This is a genomic window from Aporhodopirellula aestuarii (genome assembly GCF_023701485.1).
Taxonomy (GTDB): domain Bacteria; phylum Planctomycetota; class Planctomycetia; order Pirellulales; family Pirellulaceae; genus Rhodopirellula; species Rhodopirellula aestuarii.
Genome location: NZ_JAMQBK010000062.1, coordinates 127,170 through 145,012, shown reverse-complemented (window position 1 = coordinate 145,012; position 17,843 = coordinate 127,170). Strand labels below are relative to the sequence as shown.

Here is a 17,843-nt window from a genome sequence, read left to right as displayed (position 1 = left end):
CGGCTTGCCGCTGCGTTAGATGACGATTGCTATCCCTAGCGAGCTGTTTTCTACTCGATTCACCTCTGATTACCTACCTCCCATGCACCTGAATACGGAATCGGCGGCTCATTCGTCCTCGTATCGGCCCTCACTTTTGCATGTGCTCAGGGAACATCTGGAGAGTCACCCAGATCGCCCTGCGTTAACGTTTGTGAACGACGACGGGACTGAACTCACGCTGACCTACGCCGAGCTCTATGGGCGCGTGGCCGAGCTCTCGCAACGAATCCTCGCCGGTCGCTGCGACTCCAATCCGTCGCAACCCGAACAGGATGCGGTGTCGACGCCGCGACCAGGCGATCGAGCGTTGCTACTGTTTCCCGCTGGCCTGGAATTCATCATCGCATTCCTTGCCTGTCACCACAGCCGCTTGGTTCCTGTCCCCACCTGTTTTCCCAAACCGGGGCGGGCGATGGCGAAACTCGACGCGGCAGCCGAAGACTGCGCACCCGAGTTGCTACTGGGCGACACGAAAACGCTCGAAGCGATCGACGTCAAACGACTCAGCCCCCAAGTCGCAAGCTTGCGCTTCGTCGCCACGGACGACAGTGCGTCAAAGGCCCCGTCCGAAAAACTCGATGACGCGTCACAGCAACTCGCGAGCGAGTCCTTGGATCAGATCCGTGACGAAGACTTGGCGTTATTGCAGTACACCAGCGGCTCGACCAACGCGCCCAAAGGCGTGATGGTATCCCACCAAAATCTGCTTTCGAATTTGGAGTCGATCCGATACGCCTTCGGACTCGATGCGATCGACCAGCGTTCAGACAACTACACTCGCGGAGTTTTTTGGTTGCCGCCGTATCATGACATGGGATTGATCGGCGGGATTCTCGAACCGTTGTACCTCGGCGGCCGCTCGATTTTGATGTCGCCCAATTCGTTTTTGTCGAAACCCCTTCGCTGGCTCCAAACGATCTCGAACTACGGCGGCACGGTCAGCGGCGCCCCGAATTTCGCGTTCGAATTGTGCATCGATCGGATATCGCCTGATGAGGCGGCGGCTTTGGACCTGAGTAGTTGGCAGGTCGCGTTCTGTGGTGCCGAACCGATCGCCGCGGCCACACTCGATCGTTTCGCCGCACGTTTTGAAGTCGCCGGTTTGCGTCGGGAATCGCTGCTCGCCAGTTATGGGTTAGCCGAAGCAACCCTGCTTGTCGCGAGCGGTCATTCGGCGACTGGCGTGGAACGACTTCGGGTCGATCGCGACGCACTCGCCAATGGAACGGCAACCCCGGTCGCGAAAGATCACCCTCGCAACCAAACACGCACGATCGTCGGTTGCGGCCGTCCGGGCGTCAACATGAAGATCGAAATCGTGGATCCGGCCGAACGCACCCGTGTTCCCAACGGCAGGGTCGGAGAAATTTGGCTACAGGGACCGTCGATTGCTCGGGGGTATTGGCAACGCGAAAACGAAAGCGAAGCCCAATTCCAAGCGAACATTGCCGGAGCCGAGAATGCCGGCGAGTTCCTACGCACAGGCGACTTGGGATTCATGCATGACGGCAATCTTTACGTGACGGGCCGTTGCAAAGACGTCATCATCCTGCGAGGACGCAACTACTACCCGCAAGACATTGAAGCGACCGTTCAACAGGCACTCGGAAGTGAAGTGGTTCGTTGCGTCGCACTGGCCACCGATGCGTTCGTTGGTGACGCCATGTCGGTGGTGATTGAGGTCCCCCGCCAAACCGACGAATCGGTGATGCCGGAAATGGTACGGCGGGTTCGCCGGTGGATCATCGACGAACACGAGATCGATGCCCGACAAGTCGTCCTGACTCGTCCTTGCGTGATCCCCGTCACGACGAGTGGCAAAGTGAAACGTGCCGAATGCCGGCGGTTGCTCGAATCCGATGAAATCGAGACTCGCTACCAATGGATGCGCTCGATCATTAACGACGACAGTCTGGCAACGATCCTGCCTGGTTTACCCGAACGCGTCGATGAAACCACGATCAAAACGGCCACCTCACAAATCCAAACTTGGTTGATGGCTTGGTTGGTCGCCCGCTGCGGCGCCGCTGCCGATCAAATCACATCGGAAACGCCCTTCGCTGAACACGGGCTCGATTCGATGGCCGCGGTCGAATTAAGTGGTGAATTGGACGATTGGTTAGGCGTCGAATTGAACCCCGTGGTGGCCTCGAATTACCCGACACCCGCGGAATTAGCGAAGTATCTGGCTGAGGAGATGCGTGGGGCGGCTGAAAATGCCGACTCTGGCCTCGTTGGAAATTAGAGTATGCTGGTGGAGATCCCGAAAACGTCATCCCCTGAAGTCTTGTTCCAGTGCCCGCATCCGACTCCACCGTCCTTCGCTACACGCAAACCGACCCGGATGTCCGGTTGATGTTGCGTGTGCGTGACGACGACGCAGGAGCGTTTGAAGAGTTGGTGCGTCGATACCAACCGCGTCTGGTCCGGTTGATGAACCACTTGGCGCCGCACACCGATCTCGCCGAAGACTTGGCGCAAGAAACCTTTTTGCGTGTCTACCGTGCCCGCCATCGATACGAACCGGGAGCAAAGTTTTCGACTTGGTTGTTCACGATCGCGGGCAATGTCGCCCGCAACGCGAAGCGAACCGTATCCCGCCGCCACGAGGTAAACGAGGGAGATTCGCCGCGATGGACGGGCACCGATGGCAATGGCGAAGAAGGCCCCGCTCTCGCCGCGACGGCGCTCGATGCGAGCGGATTGATGCCGGTACGAGTTGCCGAAGGCGATGAACGGGCCCGACTGGTTCGTGCGGCGGTAGCATCGCTCGGTGAACGACAGCGGATGGCATTGATCCTTTCGCGTTTTGAAAACATGAGCTACGTCGAAATCGCCGACGCGATGGACCTGAGCACGAAGGCGGTCAAATCGTTGCTGAGTAGGGCCCGGGTCAGCCTCAAACAAACGCTTGAATCGTACATGGAGAGTGGAACACTAGAGCAGGATTTCCAACCGTCGCGGTCGCTACCGTCGATGTCGCGGATGATCGACCAATATCGCAGTTCAGGCGACGACGAGTCTTCGGATGATGACGACGGCCCGGCAGAGGAAGGGGACAAGAGCTAATGAGCGACCCTGAAATCATCGATTCCGACGACGAATTGCTGGTCGCCTACCTCGATGGCGAATTACCACGTGAGGATCGCGATGCGGTCGAAAATCGCCTCATTGCGGAAGAACCTCTTCGCCAACGGATGCAGGAATTGCAGCGGAGTTGGGACATGCTCGATTGGCTTCCCAATCCGGTCACGAACGAAACCTCGGTCCAAACCACGTTGCAACTCGTCGTCGCGGATTTGAACCAGCCCTCCGATTCGTCGACCAAGAGCGGACCATGGGACTCGACGCAGCGCAAACGTATCGGAGGCAGACGATCCAAATACTGGCTCCTACTCGCACTGCCGATCTTGATCGCCGCTGCCGCGTTCGGATTGACCCGCTTGCGCCAATTGCGTGAAATCCGCAGCCAACTCATTGATTTCCCGGTCGCGATCGACATGGATGCTTATGCGGCCGGCAGCGACCTCGAACTGATCACCGACCTGATGGCTTCACCGCGATGGCGTGGTGTCGTCGGCGGATCGGTGACGCCCCAAATTGATGCGATCATTGATCCCAAATCGCCTGAATCCCTGTACCCGGCGTCGAACGAAAAAATTGCGTTACCGGACCGCCAAACACTCTTAGCAAAACTCGAGGACGTGCCATCGCAGCAGCGGATCATCGCGTTGTCTCGATGGGAGCGGTTCAATCGATTGGATGAGGAAGCAAAGCAGGCGCTGCGCCAGACCGCGGCACTCGTCCGAAGTTCGGACAAACCTACCGAGATGCTCAACACGATGCGGCAGTACGTCCGCCTGCGTGAACTGATCAGCGACGACGTCGTCGCGAGAATCGAAACGGGCTCGGGAGTGGTTCGCCAACAGGCGATTGACGATGCCATCGAAGAAACAATCACATCAATCGGACGTGTCACCGGCCGCAGTCTCAGCGAGGAAGCGATCGAACGGATCGACTTCACCGTGATCCAATTAGCTAAAGAACGGATCAAAGGGCAGGACCAGGATGACGAGCGTCCGGCCGCTGCGGCTCTGTTTCAATTCATTGAGCAACGTGGACGGCGCGGTGGCGATCCGAATGACGCCTATCGGATGTTCGCCCTCGGGACGTTGTTACGAGACGCCAATTGGGCTCGAGGACCGGGCCGTTCGTTTAGGGGTGCTCCTGGGTTCGAAAGGGTTGCGCCGTTGACCCAGCGTGAACTGCTAACGATTCAATCCATGTTGCCCAACAAAGACTTGGAAATGCTGCAACAGTACGTCAGCGACCCGTGGATGCAAAGTTTGGTACTGCGGGACTGGGCCGCCGAGGCGCTGCGCCGCAAACTGCGTGGCGAAGCCAAAGCCCCTTCATTCGCCGAACAATACGAATCGCTGCCGCCTAACCAACGCGAAGCATTGGACTTGGCATCCCCCGATGAAGTCCGCAAGGTTCTGATTGAGGGTTTCTAACGCTCCGTCACAGCGACCGATTGGCGGGAATTCGCACACGTTCCGCTCAAATATCGCCAAACAGTGGGCAAATACCCTCGCGTGAATAGAATGTCTTTGTCTCGCAAATCCGCAGCCACGCATTGATTTTTGTTCTGCCAAGGATTTTTGTTCTGCCAAGCCGACGCATACGAAATCGTCCCAACGGAATGAAATCACGTCGATGAAACCCAGTCGCACCGGATCGGAAGCCATCTTTCCGAGTCGGATTTTTAGCGACTGATTCCAATTGCCCGCTTCAAACTGTCCGCACACCTGGCCCAAACTATGCCTCTTCGCTTCAAGGTCGCGTTCCTTTTGGTCGAAGACAGTGCAATCGACGCAGAGGTTTTCCAGCGAGCCCTCCGTCGACACCGGATTGAACGATCGTTGCACGTTTGCCAGTCTGCCAAGGAAGCTCTGGAATTCTTGCGATCCCAGCCAGACAGGGGAGTGAACGAGCGGTACATCATCTTTCTCGACCTCAACATGCCGGGGACGAGTGGCCACGAATTCCTGGCGGAAATTCGGGCAGACGAAGAGTTATCAAGTTCGATCGTCTTCGTGCTGACGACGTCAGACCACGAAAAGGACATTGAAATGGCCTACAAACGGAATGTCGCCGGCTATTTCACGAAGTCGAACATCGATGTGCTGATGCAGGCGATCAAGCCGTACAGCGACATCGTTTTTCCGCCGCTCATCGAGGCGACTGCGTAAGCAAAACGCCGTGAACTCCCCCTGGCGAATCGCGATTCCCTTCGCTATCATCCGCCGCTCTGCATTTTGCAAAATTGAACACACACCCCCTCTAATGACGGATATCCCAATGGGAAATAAAGTCAAGACCCACAAGGGCACCAAGAAACGCTTTCGCCTGAGTGCGACCGGCAAAGCCATGCACCGCCAAAGCGGAACGAGCCACTTGGCCAAAGGCCTGAGCAAGAAACGTCGTCGTAACCTTCGCGGCACCGCCCCGTTGGACACGTGCATGGAACGCACCATTCACGCTGCCCTCAACGGTTACAGCAACTAATTTCGGTGGTCGGGCTTCGGTCCCGGCTGGTTCTCAAATTTTCTCCCTCTTAGGACTCGCCCTGCAACTCGATTGGGCAAAACTTCGGCACACGTTTGCCGGGGCCTGAATCGAGACACTCGGCAATGATTCACAACAAAAAATAAGGAATTCATCAGATGCGTACACGTAAAGGGTCCGCCCGTAACCAAGCTAAGAAACGTCTGTTCAAACGTGCAAAAGGCTTTGTAGGTGGTCGTGGGTCATTGACCCGTTCGGTTAAAGAAACGCTGCTTCGCAGCGGTGCGTACGCCTTCCGCGATCGTCGCGTCCGCAAACGCGAATTCCGTAAGTTGTGGATCATCCGTATCAACGCAGCCGTGAAGTCCCATGGGCTTCGCTACAGCGAGTTCATCTACGGGCTGAAGAAGGCCAACATCGGACTGGATCGTAAATCGCTGTCCGAAATGGCGATTCACGATGCCGCCGGCTTCAAAGATGTCTGTGACGTGGTGAAGGCGGCACTCGCCTCCGAAAGCCAACCGGCGTAAGGCCCGTCTCTCGCGATGTCACTGCAAAATTTTCTCAGCCGCTTGGACCAGCTCCAAAGCGACGCGGAGTCCGCATTCTCGGGCGCTTCGAATTCCGAATCGCTCGAGGAGGCTCGTGTTGTTTTCTTGGGCGCCAAAAACGGACAGTTCAAAGACGTCCAGAAAATGCTCGGTGGCATCGAGCCGACTGACAAACGAGCCGCCGGCATGCGGCTCAACGAAGTCAAGAACGCGATCAATGAAGCGTTCAATGCAGCCAAAGAGGCCCTCGAAGGCGGTGGCGGCTCTCAAGTCGATCCCACCTTCGATCCCTCGCTGCCCGGTACACGCCCCACACTCGGACACATTCATCCGATCACACAAACGATCGACCACCTTACGGAGATCATGGGCCGGATGGGCTTCGAAGTTGCCGAAGGCCCCGAGGTCGAGGACCCCTGGCACAACTTCGTCGCGTTAAACATCCCCGAGGATCACCCGGCCCGCGATCCGCTCGACAACTTCTACCTCGCCACCGCGGGAGTCGCCGGTGGCGACCCACTGGCGGCGACCGGTGAAGGCGAAGCGTTGCTCCGCAGCCAAACGAGCACGGTGCAGATCCGCGTGATGCAGTCATGCCAACCGCCGATCCGCGTGATCTCGCTTGGCCGCGTGTATCGCCCCGATGCTCCGGACGCGACGCACTTTCCCATGTTCCATCAAATGGAAGGGCTGCTCGTCGATCGTCACGTCACGATGGCTAACCTGAAAACGGTGCTGCGTGTGTTCGCCAACAATTATCTAGGCGACGACGTCGAAATCCGCTTCCGCCCTTCGTTCTTCCCGTTCACCGAACCGAGCGTCGAAGTCGACTTCCTTTGGAACGGAACGTGGATCGAATTTGGTGGCGCCGGAATGGTCGACCCTAACGTGTTCGAAGCCGTCGGCTACGATCCCGAGAAGGTTCGCGGATTTGCGTTCGGATTAGGCGTCGAGCGTTTGTGCATGCGTCGCCACGGCATCACCGATATTCGCGACCTCTACAGCGGCGACCTTCGGTTCTTGCAACAGTTCTAGAGACGCGGGCCCAAGACGATCGATGCCTCAGTCGTTTCGTTTCCCGCGTCGTCATCGCTGTTCCGCGGCCAGCGAGCCGACTCAGCACGCCGCACTTTTCCTGCCCACCGCCCTCAGTACTCAGCCTTAACCTGATGCTTGTCACTCTCTCTTGGTTGTCGCGTTACGTTGACATTACGCTCACGCACGATGAACTCGTCGATCGATTGAGTCTCTCGGGACTCAACCACGAAGGCAGCGAGACGGTCGACGGTGAAGTGGTCATTGACCTCGAAGTCACGAGCAACCGCGGCGATTGCCTCGGACACATTGGTGTCGCACGTGAGATCGGTGTCCTCACAGGACAAAAACTGAAACTGCCGACTATCGAGTTTCCTGAATCACCAAAGAAGATCAGCGACCTGCTCACCGTTCGGAACGAGTTCACCGAAGCCTGTCCCCGCTACACCGCCAGGGTCATTCGAGGCGTGCGGGTCGGGGACAGCCCCGAGTGGATGCAGAAGGCACTCAAGAGTATCGGAATCGGTGTCGTTAACAACGTCGTCGACGTCACCAATTATGTGATGATGGAATGCGGGCAACCGCTGCATGCGTTCGATGCCGCGAAGGTCGCCAAGAACACAATCGTGGTGCGTCCGGGCCGAAAAGGCGAAAAGCTCGAAGCGATCGACCACCGCAACTATGACCTCACGTCGGAAACGTGTGTCATCGCCGATGCCGAATCAGCTCTCGCGATTGCCGGCGTGATGGGCGGTGCGAGCAGCGAAGTCACCGAACAAACAACCGATCTGGTCATTGAAGCCGCCGACTTCACCCCGTTGTCAGTTCGCCGAACCGCACGCCGATTGAAACTGCACAGCCCCTCCTCGTTCCGATTCGAAAGACGCGTCGACCCACGAGGCATCGACTGGGCGAGTCGCCGGGCGTGTCAACTGATTACCGAGATCGCCGGAGGCAGCGTAGCGAGTGGCGTGATCGACACCGACGGCCCGATCGCCGACCGGGAACCGATCGTCTTGCGTTTGTCACAACTGTCGCGAGTTCTTGGAATCGACATCGACGCGGCAACGGTGGAACGCATCCTCAAAGGACTCGGCTGCCACGCCGACTTCGCATCAGTTGAGAAGGACGCATCTACCGGCGGCAGCGCGAACAGCCTGCAATGCGTGCCTCCGACGTGGCGTCACGACTTGACCCGTGAGGCCGATTTGATCGAAGAAGTTGCTCGCATTCACGGCTACGACCAAATTCCAGAAGACAGCCCGATTCCGGTCACGCCGAGCAGCAAACGCCCATTCGACTCTGCGATGTCACGACTGCGTGGCGTGTTGACGGCGGCTGGATTGAGCGAAGCGATGACACCAAGTGTCGTGACGGAGAAGATCGACGGTGCGTTGTCTCCGTGGACCGATCGTCCCGCGATGCAGACCCGCACCGCAATGCTGGAAGGATCGCGTCGCCTCCGTCGGTCGTTGATTCCGAGCTTGCTGCAAAGCCGCGCCGCAAACTGGGCCTCCGCTTCGATCAATGCCGAGCTTTTTGAGATCGCTCATGTCTACCTGCCTCCCGCCGATGGAACCACCGGTACCGACGCGTTACCAGCCGAAACGTATCACGTCGGGCTGATCACCGGCGACGATTTCTTCGCGACCAAAGGCATCATCGAATGCCTGCTCGAACGGCTCGGGATCACGGGACAACTCCAAGTCGAAACGGTCCAACGGGATGGCTTTGCCCCCGGCGGAGCCGTGGAACTCAAAGTCGAAGGCCACCACGAAACGCTCGGTTATCTCGGCCTACTCGATGATGGCCTCGTGAGATCATGGAAACTGCCCGGCAAGTGCGTCGCGGCAGAACTCTCGGCCGACCTGCTCGTCGCCTGGGCGCATTTGGTTCCTCAACAACAGCAGATCAGTTCATTCCCATCCATTCGTCGCGACCTCAACCTCGTCTTGCCAGAGTCTGTCCGTTGGGACAGCCTTTCAGGCGTGATCCGCTCGGCCGCCGACGAACGTTTGACGGATCTTTCCTATCAAGAGACCTATCGCAACGAAAAACAAGACGGGCCCGATCGCAAACGGGTGCTGTTCTCGATGGAACTACAGAGTCTTACCGAGACGATGAGCGGATCGGATGCCGACTCGATTGTCGAAAACGTCGTCACCGCCTGCGAGAAAAAACTCAGCGCCGTTCTGATGCGGTAGACGGGCTGCGCTAAATCGGCCGGCGTTGATTCGACCGGCAATGCTGCTTGGCGGGATGGAACGAGCCAGCTTGGCTGCGGACGTGAATTGATTTTGATCGATCTGGTTGCTGCCCCGGCATCGACGAAACCGGTCGCCACTGACCGCGAAACAATTCGCCAAAATTGTCGGGCAAGTTCACGAGAAATCCGCGGCGTTGTGCGTGGATTTTTCCCCGCAAATGCTCTTGCGCGCCCCAGAACGCATGGGTGGCACCTAGCCCGCGTCGATCGAGTCGGAGGGAATGGCTTGCCAAAGTTGGCACACGCTTTGCCAATTTAAAGTCTGCGACCTGAACCAGGGTTCCCACCCGATTCAGTGTCGAGACGTTCCCCCACAACAACACGACTCTTATCATCGGTAGCCATCCCATGAACCAGCGACTCAAATTTCGATCTCGCAATCCTTGGATCACACTCGGATGCATTTCAACCGCGATGCTATTGAGCCTAAACAGCATCGGCCAGACGCACGCACAAAATCCAGACGCCGGGCCGCCACCCGACCCGACACGATCGAGCGCCAATGCGGCCATTGGCGGCCAAGCATCAATCGACACGGCACAGTCAGAAGACCTGGACTACATGACACGCGGGCCGCTTCACGAAGCCTTCGCGGCTCCCTATCAACCTGACCCGGCCGAAGGCACCGTCGTCGATCAAGAGCCTCCCGAACCGATCAACGAGGTCCGTCCCGAATACCGCCCTGAAGGAAACAACGTCCAGTGGATCGATGGCTACTGGGACTGGGATCCCGAGGTCAATGACTTCGTTTGGGTGAGCGGACTTTGGAGAGACGTGCCGCCACAAATGCGATGGGTCCCCGGTTACTGGGCGAAGCTGCAAAGCGGCTATCAACGGATCCCTGGTTTTTGGTCCCGAGCAGACCGTGGCGAGCTGAGCTATCTTCCTGAACCACCACGGTCGATGGAAAACGGCCCTTCCTCGCCAGCACCCAGTGAAGATCACTTCTACATTCCCGGGCAATGGCAATACAACCAAACCAAATACGATTGGCGTCCTGGCTTCTGGGCTCCACGACAATCGGAATGGGTGTGGATCCCCGCCTGCTACTACGCTACGCCACGGGGCTATCTGTATTGTGAAGGTTACTGGGACTATGAGCCGGCACATCGCGGCGTGGTCTTCTCTCCTGTCCGATTCCATCGCCCCCTGTATCGCCAACCCGGCTATCGTTACCAGCCACGCTACTTGATTGATACCGATTTGGCTTTATTGGTGCACCTCTTCATCGGCCCTAGTCGCACTCAGTACTACTTCGGCAACTACTACGGTCCTGACTACAGCAACCGATATGAGTACTGGGGACGTTCTCGAAACAACAACCGTTGGAGCTACGATCCACTGCGTGTTTACTTCTCAGGACGTCAAACCGCGTCGATCGGCAACGTGCTGAGCTGGGCAGTCAATCAGCATCAATATTTCAACACCAACGAACGTTATCGGCCCGCTCGCACGGTACGGTCGCAGCAACAACTGATCTCTGAACTCGCCAATTCCGACATCGACTCCAGCACCGCACGCTTGGCACGTGTCGCCGATTCGATCGATGACATCGTTCGTAACGGCCAACCGGGCAACCGATTCGAACGACTCGGGGACTCAGCAACAGATCGCGAAAATCGCAGCCCGCTCGGAGACGTGCGAGACCGACGACGTGACTTCGAAACTCGGCTGGAAGAACTCCGCGACCAGGTGACAGGTACGACGGGGCGCACCGAGGGTGGCGAAAATTCTGACAGCCTGCTCGACGATGCGGCCGATGAACTGTCGACGAACGAGCGGGGCGAAGGAGATGAATCGACGACGCGTGAACGCTTTCAATTGCCTCGCTTAGATTCGCAACCAGATGGTCCACGCGGCAACATTGGCGATCGCGCCGATGATCGTCGAGGCAACGGTGACGGAGACAACAATCCGGCAACTGGTCGCAATCCGCTCAATGACGCAATCGATTCGATCAACGACGCCACCGAGCGTCCATTGACCGACCGGCCATCGCAAAACGATGCAATCGATAACCGGCTCAATCGTGCCGAAGAGGCGATCCGAAATCGCTTGGGCGGTGAACGAGGCGAGGACCAGCGTCCGACGCGCGGAAACAATCCGCTCGACCAGCTACGTCCAAATTCCGCAACTCCGCCATCGCAAACGCCCGCGAACCCAAACTCTCCGCGTGAGAACCGAAACTCCGCACCGGGGAACCCGAACTCGGCGTTACGATCCGCAGCCGAAGCCTTGCAATCGCAGTCGCCTCGGCAGCCTTCGAACTCGCTGCCTTCGATGCGGCGACCACTTAGTGATCGCAGCAACCGCATTCCGGGACTGCCGAGCATCGACTCGAACAATCGCCCGTCGCGCGGCCCAGCCAACCGCCCAGGTGGCATTCCGGGAACGGGTGGCATTCCGGGAACTGGAAATCGAGGCGGCCAGCCGAACATCAACCTGCCCGGCCCCGGAAATAGAGCCGGTGGTAACGCGGGACCAGTCGGCCCGATAGGCGGTAACTCAGGTGTGGGCGGCTCCTTGCCAAGTGGAGGTCTCCCCTCCGTCGGCGGTCTGCTCGACTGAGCCAGCGATTTCTAAACGCCGTTTCCTTCAGGCACCGCACCTCGCTCACCCCGTTCCAGTAAAAACCAAGGGGCAGGGCGAGTTGCGAGTGCCTTTTTTCGATGGTGAATATCGGGCCGGTCATGCCGAACCCCGACTGGCGTCCAGGACTGTCGCTATCACGATTAAGGATTGACGCAAAAAGCCGTCATTCCCACATCTGAGCAAAGATTTAGCAACGCCGGCGAATGCAAAAACTGCTGATCCTGCTCTATCTCGGGATTCCTACTGTTCGCTGTCGCGCCGCTGGCCGCACACGCAATCTTCTGCGAAGCCGGGAAAAAAACGACATGCGGCGGAACCGGCGGGGCAGGTGCGGGTTTAAAGCCCAACATTGGATTCCGCCTTCGCCGCGATGGACGTGGCATCGGACGCGAGAGCACGTCATTGGATTGGCGTTTCGCGCCGCTGATCGGAATTCCTAATCCGCCCTCTTCTCAGAAATTTCTCATGCTTCGAACTTCCGCATCGGCAGCGCTGTTGGCCGCGTTTGCCTTCTCAATCTCGACGCCGGCAAATGCTGACTGGCCCCGTTTCCGAGGTCCCAATGGGACGGGGATCAGTGAAACCGACGCTCCGACCACGTTCGGTCCCGAGCACAACATGCTGTGGAAACTGGATCTTCCCGGCCGCGGCATCTCGAGCCCCATCGTGGTCGGCGACAAAGTGTTCGTCACCTGTTATTCAGGTTACGGAATGGGCGACGGCGAAGGCACGCTTGAAGATCTGAAACGTCACCTCGTTTGCGTCGATCGGCAATCCGGAAAAACTCTCTGGACCAAAACGGTCAATGCAAAGATGCCCGAAGACGAGTTTCGTCCACCGGGAGTGACGACGCACGGGTACGCGAGTAACACGCCTGCGAGCGATGGCACGCACGTCTACGCGTTCTTTGGAAAGTCAGGCGTTTACGCTTATGACATGGACGGAAACGAAATCTGGAGTCAAAGCGTCGGCGCCGAACGCAGCGGCAAAGGCTTTGGATCGGCGGCGAGCCCGATCGTGTTCGAAGATAGCCTGATCGTCAACGCGGCCGATGAGTCGCGTTCGCTCGTATGGTTGGACAAGATCACGGGCGAAGAAAAATTCCGCACCCAAGACAACGGACTCAGCGAATGCTGGACGACACCGATCGTCGTCAGCGATGGCGACGCCTCCTATGTCGTCCTCTCCGTCATCGGCGAAGTTTGGGGTTTCAGCCCCAGCACAGGCAAACTCGAGTGGTATGCCGATGGGGTCAACTCACGCAACGCGCAAGTCAGCGCGGTTGTGGGTGATGACAACATCGTCTACGCCACGGGTGAAGAGGCAGTCGCGATCCGCGTCGGTGGCGAAGGTGACGTCTCTGACTCCAATACCGTTTGGGACGGTCGAGTGAGACCACGCTACGCAACCCCAGTCGTCGTGGATGGTTATTTGTACTCCGTCAGCGGCTCGGTTTTCGAGTGCCTCGACGCAAAGACCGGTGAAAGAGTGTTCCAAGAACGGCTCCCCGGTGCACCCGATGGTGACAACGAACCAGCCCCCAACGCCGGCGGACGCAATTTCCGAGGTGGCGAAGGTGATGGTGGACCACAAGGTGACCGTGGAGCACGTGGTGACGGTGGCCCACGAGGCGAAGGCGATCGTGGCGGTGAAGATGCTCCGCGAGGTGGCGGCCGCGGCGGCTTTGGTGGCGGACGACCCGGGGGCGGCGGATTTGGGGGTCCCGGAGGCGAAGGACGCGGCGGTGAAGGACGTGGCGGACGACGCGGCGGCGGTGGCGGAGGAGGAGGCGGTGACTACGCCTCTCCTGTCGTCGCCGATGGCAAGATTTACATCACCACGAACGCCGGCATGGTCCACGTGATCGAAGCCAAACCTGAATTCAAAGTGATCGCGTCGAACGACATGACGTTCGACAAGAGCGGATTCGGATCGACGCCAGCCATCAGCGATGGCAACCTGTTTTTGCGATCCAACAACACGCTTTACTGCATCGGCGCAAGCGACAACCAGTAATCGCTCGTCAGCTTGCGGCAATAACCTGATCGATCAGCCGGTTCCCACCGGCTGACGTTCAGCCAAGCCAGTGGAAACGGCCGATAAGAACTGATCCTACCCGCTTTCGCTGAATCTGTTTACTTCAGCCGGCGGATGGTGACGTCCCGGTATTCGACCGGGTCGTTGTGGCCGGCGAAGCCGAAGTGGCCGCTCTTGCGATCTTTGCCAGGGTGCGGGCTGTCAGACTTGAAGTCGGTGATCTTCGACAGATCCGTCTTGAGGATCACGTTTCCGTTGAGTTCGACCTCGATTGTCGATCCCTCAACCCGCACTTGCTGGTAGTTCCATTCGCCGATCGGTCGCAGGTAGCCGCGAGCTGCCGCAGCCATCCCGTATGCTGAACCGTGGTACTGGCGTGGGTCGAGCCCCGCGTAGGCCGGATGATCGTTGTCGAGCACCTGCAACTCACACATCGCCACGTAGGCGGCGTCACCTTTAAGTGGGCAACGAATCGCCAGACCGTTGTTGCCCCGAGGTGGAAGCCTGAAATACAGTCGAACGATAAAGTCGTCGTACTCATCTTTGGTCAACAGATTCCCACCTCGGCCAGGACGACACTGGATCGTGCCTTCCGGGGTAACTTCGTAGTCGTCCACCGCACCGATCCAACCATCGAGCGTTTTACCGTCGGTCAGCGACACGAAACCGGTGTCATCGTCCTCCGCCAGATAGGCGTTGGCCGCCGCGGTACTGAGCGGTCGCAGCGTGATGTTTTTCCACCGGATTTCACCGCCGTGCGTTTGCAACTGGATCGGGCCGCGTCGCCGCAGCGGTTCGTCGCGTCGCCAGAAGTTTTCCATGATCGCGCGATCGACGACCAATTGCTCATTAAGCCAAACGCTCGTTCGCGCCCCGACCTGAATCACCCGAACCTTGTTCCACTCGCCAAAGGGACGATCGGCGAGCACGAGCGGATCTTTGCCAGGGCTACCTTTGGAGTTGTTCCACAATCCGCCACTGCCGAGGTTCGCTCCGATCGCAAACTTCGATTCTTGCGTCGAGTCCCAAATCTGAACTTGGGGCGTACCCTTGAGATAGATTCCACTATCCGCCTTCGCAACCGTCTTGTACTCGAGTTCCAGTTCGTAGTCTTCGAACTCTTCGTTCGTCGTCAGATAGGGCCCGGCACCATCGTTGATCAACTCACCGTCTTCGACGCGCCAATGTTTGGCGGCATCGGCGGTCCATTCGCGGAACTTGGCCGTTTTCTCTTCGGCGGGCATTTCGTCGAGCTTGTACGGATCGAAGTGTGGCTGCCCATGCCAGCCGTCCATGTTCACCCCGTTAAACAAACGTCGTGCACCGGAGTTGTCTTCGACATGCAGCGTGACCGGCCATCCAGGGAATTCGTTTTCCGGTTTTCCATCGGTGACATCGACGAGGAAACGATAGCTGTGGATCTCGTAGGTTTGTGTGTTGGGGTCCAGCAGCACGTATCCGAAACCGCTTCCCTTCTCGTGAGCCCGCTCGTACCGATTCGCGGACTTGGCAACGACGGGATTTCCCACCGCGTAGATGTAGACCAAGTTCCCAAACCCATCGACGTATTCACCGGTATTGGGCAGGTCATGCATCGGACGATTGGCGTGGGGCATGTTCTCCTCGTCAGGACGCCACCAGCGAGGATACCCCGCTGAGATCGCTGGGGTGCAGAACGACCAATTTGAATCACGCTGATCATCAACGCCGTATTGACTCAGCGTCGTCAGGTGTTGATCACCACTGACGTGCAACGCCTTCGACTTACGAATGATATCGACGGTACGATTGCGTGCGGTCTGCGGCCATCCGCCTGAATCCAAGTCTGCTTTAAGGTAACCGTTGTAACTACCGTGATGAGTCGCAACGCCGGCGAAAACGGTTTGCGAAAGGAGCACCTTCATGTTGGCTCCCCGCCAGTCATCAGCCCAATGTTTCAGAAACGCTTCTTGGCGTTCGCCGAGCAATTCCAGCCCCGGTTTATCGAGGACGGACGTGTCGAAGTCTTTTTCAACGACATGATCGGCGCGTCCCGAACCCGTCTCCACCTTCTCGGGACCACTCTTGAATTGCCGATCGGCGACGATGGCAAAACTGACGCCACCGTAAACCATGTCGCCGTAGTAAACACTCATGCCCTGGGCAGCGGGCGTCGGATCATACGCGTCGGGATGGTGCGCGACACAGGTACGATGGACCGCGTTGACCATCCGTACGGGTTCACGATATCCGCCCTTGGACGACGCCCCACCGTCTTTCCCGTCCGCTATGTTCATCGGCACGCCGCCCTCGCCCCAGATGTTTCCCTGGAAAACGTCATGGTCATCGGGAATACAGAGCGTCGGGCTGTACCGCATCGGTTCGCCGAATGCCCAACCGAACATGTAAAACTTACGAAGGTAGTTGACGATCGCTTTGTCAGCCGGTTCGCGGATAATCCCAAACCCGCCGTTGCCTTCATACAGTTGATCGCCCGAGAAATACAGCAAGTCCGGGTCGAGTCGCAGCAAATTTTCCGAGACGGGTGCGTAAGGGAACCCCGAGTCGTGTTGGCAAGTCAACGCGGCAAATTTGAGCGGCCGATCTTGGGGGTTGGCTTTGATCGTTCCTGCCCACTCGTGCTCGCTCGTCTCGCCTTCACGGTACGACTGTGCGTAAACGACTCGAAACGGAACATCGGACGACGCATCCCAATTGGCAATCCGGAAAGTGGCCGTCCAAGCATCGTGATCGAGCGAGGCGTTTCCGATCGTTTCCCACTGTTCCCCACGGCGGATTTGCAGCCGCACTTCGTCCGAATCGTTCTCGCCGAGCGGTGGCGTCAATGCGGTGAGTTTGAGCACAAACCCGTCATCACCCCGCGAGTCCGAGAGTGAGTACATCGTCCATAGGATCGGTCCCCATGTAGCATCGGCGTCAACGGTGAAGGCATCCCCCGACACCTGCCAATCATGAAAACGAAAACGCGACAACCCTTTGCGTGCCCCAGAGTGAGATTGCAGGTTACAACCGATCGCAATGTTCCCTCGCACCGCTTCGGGTGAAACCATCGACGCCATCTCGCCGACCGATTCTCCGGCGGCATTGCGAACGGTGAGCGTCAACTCGAAGCTTTGACCGTCAGGCTTGCCGCCCACCCCGACCGTGACATCGTCTAAATCGATCGTTTGATTTAGCTTGACCGAATCGTCGCCGATGAACATCTCGCCTTGACGAACCCCCGCCGTCACAGGGCCTTTTTTGTTTTTTCTCTTACCGGGGCCGACGTTGGCGGCGAAGCAATTGCTTTTGACTTCATCGAGTTCACTGCGGACACCAATCAGGAACCCGACGCTGCCATCGCCATCGCCATGTTCGACTTCGGAGACGCGTGTGCTCATCCGAAACGCACCTGATGGGTTGGTCAAATGATGCGTGATGAGGTGCACGTTGCGATAACCTCCGGCGGAGACGAGCTCGGCAGCACCGTCAACGATCGCCCAATCCTCCATGGGGTTGGCCCAGTACTCAGCCCCCAACCAAATTCGGTCATGGTCGCGTTCCCAGGCCGATTGATGCGGGTTCGCCGCGAGCGACTCGGCTTCACGACCAGCGGATCCCGCCGCGTCGTCAGCAAACGTGGGTGTAACGAGGGAACCGGACAACACACCAAGAAGCTTCAAGGACTGGCGTCGACTATACATAGGTAAACCGGGGTTTTTAGGAAACTGACTACGGGGAAGCGGGTTAATCGAACGAATTTTCACCAAAAG

The 17,843-nt window shown here is 58.1% G+C and carries 11 protein-coding genes; 10 read left to right on the top strand and 1 reads right to left on the bottom strand.

Annotation, left to right across the window (positions count from 1 at the left end):
• Positions 1–82 precede the first annotated feature (82 nt).
• The 10 genes from NB063_RS23295 to NB063_RS23250 all read left to right on the top strand — a co-directional run bounded on the left by NB063_RS23295 (position 83) and on the right by NB063_RS23250 (position 14,070).
• Complete coding sequence (locus NB063_RS23295) at positions 83–2,287, top strand: AMP-binding protein (RefSeq protein WP_250931303.1); 2,205 nt, start codon at positions 83–85, stop codon at positions 2,285–2,287.
• A 50-nt stretch (positions 2,288–2,337) separates the two neighbouring features.
• Positions 2,338–3,111 (top strand): RNA polymerase sigma factor, encoded by a 774-nt coding sequence (locus NB063_RS23290; protein WP_250931302.1) that lies wholly within the window; start codon positions 2,338–2,340, stop codon positions 3,109–3,111.
• The gene (locus NB063_RS23285) at positions 3,111–4,556 is read left to right on the top strand and encodes an anti-sigma factor family protein (RefSeq protein ID WP_250931301.1); all 1,446 of its coding nucleotides are present in this window, start codon (positions 3,111–3,113) and stop codon (positions 4,554–4,556) included. Before NB063_RS23290 ends, NB063_RS23285 begins: the two co-directional genes overlap by 1 nt.
• Positions 4,557–4,862: 306 nt before the next feature.
• On the top strand, positions 4,863–5,294 hold the full coding sequence (locus NB063_RS23280) for a response regulator (RefSeq protein ID WP_250931300.1): 432 nt from the start codon (positions 4,863–4,865) through the stop codon (positions 5,292–5,294).
• Positions 5,295–5,403: 109 nt separating this feature from the next.
• Entirely contained in the window at positions 5,404–5,610 is a 207-nt protein-coding gene (gene rpmI, locus NB063_RS23275; RefSeq protein WP_250931299.1) for a 50S ribosomal protein L35, read from the top strand.
• 158 nt (positions 5,611–5,768) lie between these two features.
• Entirely contained in the window at positions 5,769–6,140 is a 372-nt protein-coding gene (gene rplT / locus NB063_RS23270) for a 50S ribosomal protein L20 (RefSeq protein ID WP_250931298.1), read from the top strand.
• 15 nt (positions 6,141–6,155) lie between these two features.
• The gene (gene pheS, locus NB063_RS23265) at positions 6,156–7,196 is read left to right on the top strand and encodes a phenylalanine--tRNA ligase subunit alpha (RefSeq protein ID WP_250931297.1); all 1,041 of its coding nucleotides are present in this window, start codon (positions 6,156–6,158) and stop codon (positions 7,194–7,196) included.
• A 134-nt stretch (positions 7,197–7,330) separates the two neighbouring features.
• On the top strand, positions 7,331–9,400 hold the full coding sequence (pheT, locus tag NB063_RS23260; RefSeq protein WP_250931296.1) for a phenylalanine--tRNA ligase subunit beta: 2,070 nt from the start codon (positions 7,331–7,333) through the stop codon (positions 9,398–9,400).
• 410 nt (positions 9,401–9,810) lie between these two features.
• Positions 9,811–12,030 carry a hypothetical protein gene (locus tag NB063_RS23255; protein ID WP_250931295.1) on the top strand — a complete coding sequence of 740 codons (2,220 nt, stop codon included), beginning with the start codon at positions 9,811–9,813 and terminating at the stop codon, positions 12,028–12,030.
• Between the two features lie 489 nt (positions 12,031–12,519).
• A complete protein-coding gene (locus NB063_RS23250) occupies positions 12,520–14,070 on the top strand; it encodes an outer membrane protein assembly factor BamB family protein (RefSeq protein WP_250931294.1) in 1,551 nt (516 codons plus the stop codon).
• Between the two features lie 119 nt (positions 14,071–14,189).
• Here NB063_RS23250 and NB063_RS23245 read toward each other — a convergent pair whose 3' ends face one another.
• A complete protein-coding gene (locus NB063_RS23245) occupies positions 14,190–17,774 on the bottom strand; it encodes a 3-keto-disaccharide hydrolase (protein WP_250931293.1) in 3,585 nt (1,194 codons plus the stop codon).
• Positions 17,775–17,843: the final 69 nt, after the last annotated feature.